4 protein-coding genes are annotated in these 3,433 nt (G+C 59.5%); all 4 read left to right on the top strand.

Translation table 11 applies throughout. From position 1 onward, the window contains the following. Positions 1-854 (top strand): aldo/keto reductase (locus tag VJX68_RS16020; RefSeq protein WP_324096723.1); only part of this gene is annotated, 854 nt, incomplete at its 5' end. Between the two features lie 218 nt (positions 855-1,072). After that, entirely contained in the window at positions 1,073-1,834 is a 762-nt protein-coding gene (locus VJX68_RS16015) for an amidohydrolase family protein (protein ID WP_324096722.1), read from the top strand. Further along, positions 1,738-2,322, top strand: a complete 585-nt coding sequence (locus tag VJX68_RS16010; protein WP_324096721.1) for an amidohydrolase family protein — start codon at positions 1,738-1,740, stop codon at positions 2,320-2,322. Before VJX68_RS16015 ends, VJX68_RS16010 begins: the two co-directional genes overlap by 97 nt. 28 nt (positions 2,323-2,350) lie before the next feature. Beyond that, on the top strand, positions 2,351-3,433 hold a 1,083-nt coding region (locus tag VJX68_RS16005; RefSeq protein ID WP_324096720.1), incomplete at its 3' end, for an LLM class flavin-dependent oxidoreductase.

The following is a 3,433-nucleotide window of genomic DNA, read 5'->3' as shown; positions in this document are numbered from 1 at the left end:
TCGTGGGCAAGGCGGTGAAGAACCGGCGCGATGCGGTTGTCATCGCAACGAAGGCGGCGTCACCGCTCGGACCGGGTCCGTTCGATTCAGGGTCAAGCCGCAAGCACGTCATGAAGGCATGCGAGGACAGTCTGCGCAGGCTCGACACAGAGTACATCGATCTTTATCAGATGCATCGATACGACGAGACCACTCCACTCGAAGAGACGCTCAGTACGCTGAATGACCTGGTCCGCCAGGGCAAAGTGCGTTACATCGGCGTGTCGAACTGGACCGCGTCGCAGATCGTGGAGGCCTGCTCGATCATCGCTGCGAAGGGTTGGGAGCCGTTGGTGAGCCTGCAGCCGCAGTACAGCATTCTGAGCCGCGATATTGAGATCGAGATCCTGCCTGCTTGCCGCAAGTTCGGGCTCGGCGTGATTCCGTGGAGCCCGCTGGCCGGCGGCATGCTCACTGGCAAGTACAAGGCCGGCGAAGAACCGCAACAGGGTACGCGGTTCGCGGCGCCGGGACCGTTTCAGCGCGTGTGGCGCACGCGCGCACTCAATGAGCGTAATCATGCCGTCGTTTCGGTGGTGCTCGAAGAAGCCCGCAAGCTCGATGTGTCGCCCATCGCACTTGCGCTCGCGTGGAACTTGGCGCGTCCAGGCATCGTCTCGCCGATCATTGGGCCGAAATCTGAACAGCAACTGAAGGAGAACCTAGCTGCGCTCGAGGTTGTGCTTCCCAACGATACCGTTGAGCGGATCGATGCGGCCAGCGAACCGCACCTGCCGTATCCGCACGACCTTATGCGTATGGCGCGGCAACTGACGACGATGATGGTGCAGCAGAACTCGCAGGCGAAGAGCTAGCCGATCGCGGTTTACATCGCTTCGAGCCATCGTCCGGAGTTGTGCCTACCAAAAACTCCGAAAGCGGCGGGCAACAACCGAGATGATGGATCGCTCGAGCTTAAGCATGCCGGCGATATTGCGTCGGTGAATCACTCCAGACTTTTCGGCGCACTCGGAGTTTTTGGTAGTCACACGCGAATCGATAACCAACCCTTGAAAGTTTTCGTGAGGTCATCATGGAGCAAACCCAAAACGAAGTAGATGAGAAGAATCGCTATCGTATAGAAACTCCCGGCCATGAAGGATGGGCGCGCACGGCGAGACCCAACGATCCAGACAAGTACCTGATGATTTCGGCGGATTGCCACGCCAACGAGCCCGGCAATCTCTGGCGCGATCGCCTCGATGCCAAATATCGCGACCGTCTGCCGCACGTCGAAGTCGATGCGAATGGCGAGAAATGGTTCGTGGCCGAGGGTGTCGGCAAATCGCGCGTGCGGGCGCGCATGATCGGCAACGTGCCGCGCGAGAATAGCGAGGATCGCTTGCGCAGCCGGGTGGGAGCCGATCCGAAGGAACGAATTCAGGATCAGATCCGCGACGGCATCGATGCGGAAATCATTTTCCCCAACAAGGGCCTGATGATGTTCGCCACCAAGGATGCGGCGTTCGGGATAGCTCAGTGCCGCGTCTGGAACGACTTCGCGTGGGAGATATACGGCGAGTACAACGACTTCATGTTGCCGGCGGCGGCGATCATGACGTCCGAGGTCGCGCTTGCGATCGAGGAAATCAGGCGGGTCGCGAAAATCGGCTTCCGATTCCTGACGCTGCCGTGCAAGCCGGTCTTGGAGGCCACGACTCGCGCGATCCCAATTATAATCTCACAATCTACGATCCGATGTGGGCGGCGATCGAGGATTGTGATCTCCCGATTACGTTTCACGTCTCGACCGGACGCGATCCACGCGTTGCGCGCAAAGAAGGGGGTGCGGTAATCAACTACGTATCGCATTCGCTCTCGCCCACCATCGAGCCGGTCGCAAGCCTTTGCGCCTCGGGCGTGCTTGAGAAATTTCCGAAGGTCAAATTCGCTGCCGTGGAGAGTGGTATCGGATGGGTACCGTGGGCGCTAGATGCGATGGACGAGGCGTATCGCAAGCATCATCTATGGGCGTATCCAAAGCTCAAGCGCTTGCCCAGCGAATATTTCCGCAGCAACGGCGCTACGACATTTCAGGAAGATCGCGCGGTACTGGAGCTTGCGGAGAAATGGAACCTTGTCGACAACTTCATGTGGGCGAATGACTATCCGCACGCCGAAGGAACCTGGCCGCATTCGGCGGAAGCAATCGAGCGCGAGATGGGTCGTCTCAGCGACCGCGCGCGCGCGAAAATCCTTGGGCTCAACGCGGCGAAGATGTTCAAGTTTGACGTCGAGTTGCTGCTCGAACGGCGCCGCGCCCTCATCGAACTACAGCACTAAACGATCCGCGTCGGCAGACGGAGAGCATATGATCGAAATAGGCGTTTTCCACAACGGTGCGTCCGATCTCTCGGTGGTGCGGACGTCGTCGGGAGTCGCGATCAACGACGGCAACCTCGCCGAAGTCCACGAATCCAGCCAGCGCGGGTTGGTCAGCCAGGTGCGGCAGGGAATATTGGCCGACAAACTCGGCTTCAACTATTTCTTCATGACCGAGCATCACTTCCAGCCCGAAGGCGCGGAGTTCAGCCCCAATCCGCTCCTGGCCGAGACCGCAATCGCAGCGCGCACACGTCAGATTCGACTTGGGCAGGCCGCCAACATCATCACATGGTGGCATCCGATTCGAATCGCCGAGCAAGCCGCGATGCTCGACATCATCAGCGGTGGGCGCCTCGAATTCGGAATCGGACGCGGATACCAACCGCGCGAAGCCGAAGTTTTCGGATGGCCATTCGCGACCATTCAGGATCAGGAGCGCAACCGCGCCTACTATCAGGAAGCCTACGAGATCATCATCAAGGCGTGGACGCAGCCGTCGTTCTCGCATCATGGGCAGTTCTTCACGATTCCGCCGGTGTTCACGCGATGGAACCATCAGCAGACGATCGCGTACTTCGAATCCGGCAAGGCGGGTCGCAAACTCGAAGAGGTGCTGAGCATCGGCGCACCGGACCCCTACGGCGGGGCGAATCCCGTGATGCAAAGCTCGACCGTGCTCAAGGAACTGCAGGTCTTTCCGCAGCCGATTCAGCGGCCGCACCCGCAAATATGGGAGCCGCTCACGACCGAGCGATCTATCAAATGGGCCGCGGAGCGCGGAATCAACGGCTATTTCATCGTCGAACCCAACTCGCGTCTCAAGAAGAACGTCGAAACCTTCTATCGCGAAACGGAGAAAGCTGGATGGCCGGATCGGCTGGGACGCGGACGGCTCAAGTACGGATGGGACGCGGAAAAGCGACGCGGCGTTCTCACCGGCCGCTACATTCATATGGTGCTTCCCGGCCATGATCGCGAACGCGAACTCAAACGCTACAAGGAAGCGCTCGAGGTGCAGTGGGATTACTACGGACCGTTCGGCTTTGCCTCAGTGCTCGCGGATGCCGAC

Origin of the sequence: Binatus sp. (SeqCode), assembly GCF_035272065.1 — a bacterium.
Taxonomy (GTDB): domain Bacteria; phylum Desulfobacterota; class Binatia; order Binatales; family Binataceae; genus Binatus.
The sequence above is the reverse complement of the archived record's forward strand: the minus strand, read 5'-3'. Positions and strand labels throughout refer to the sequence as shown.

Coding starts and splice junctions, on each gene's coding strand:
- VJX68_RS16015 (WP_324096722.1), top strand. CDS start 1,073: ATGGAGCAAACCCAAAACGAAGTAGATGAGAAGAATCGCTATCGTATA.
- VJX68_RS16010 (WP_324096721.1), top strand. CDS start 1,738: ATGTGGGCGGCGATCGAGGATTGTGATCTCCCGATTACGTTTCACGTC.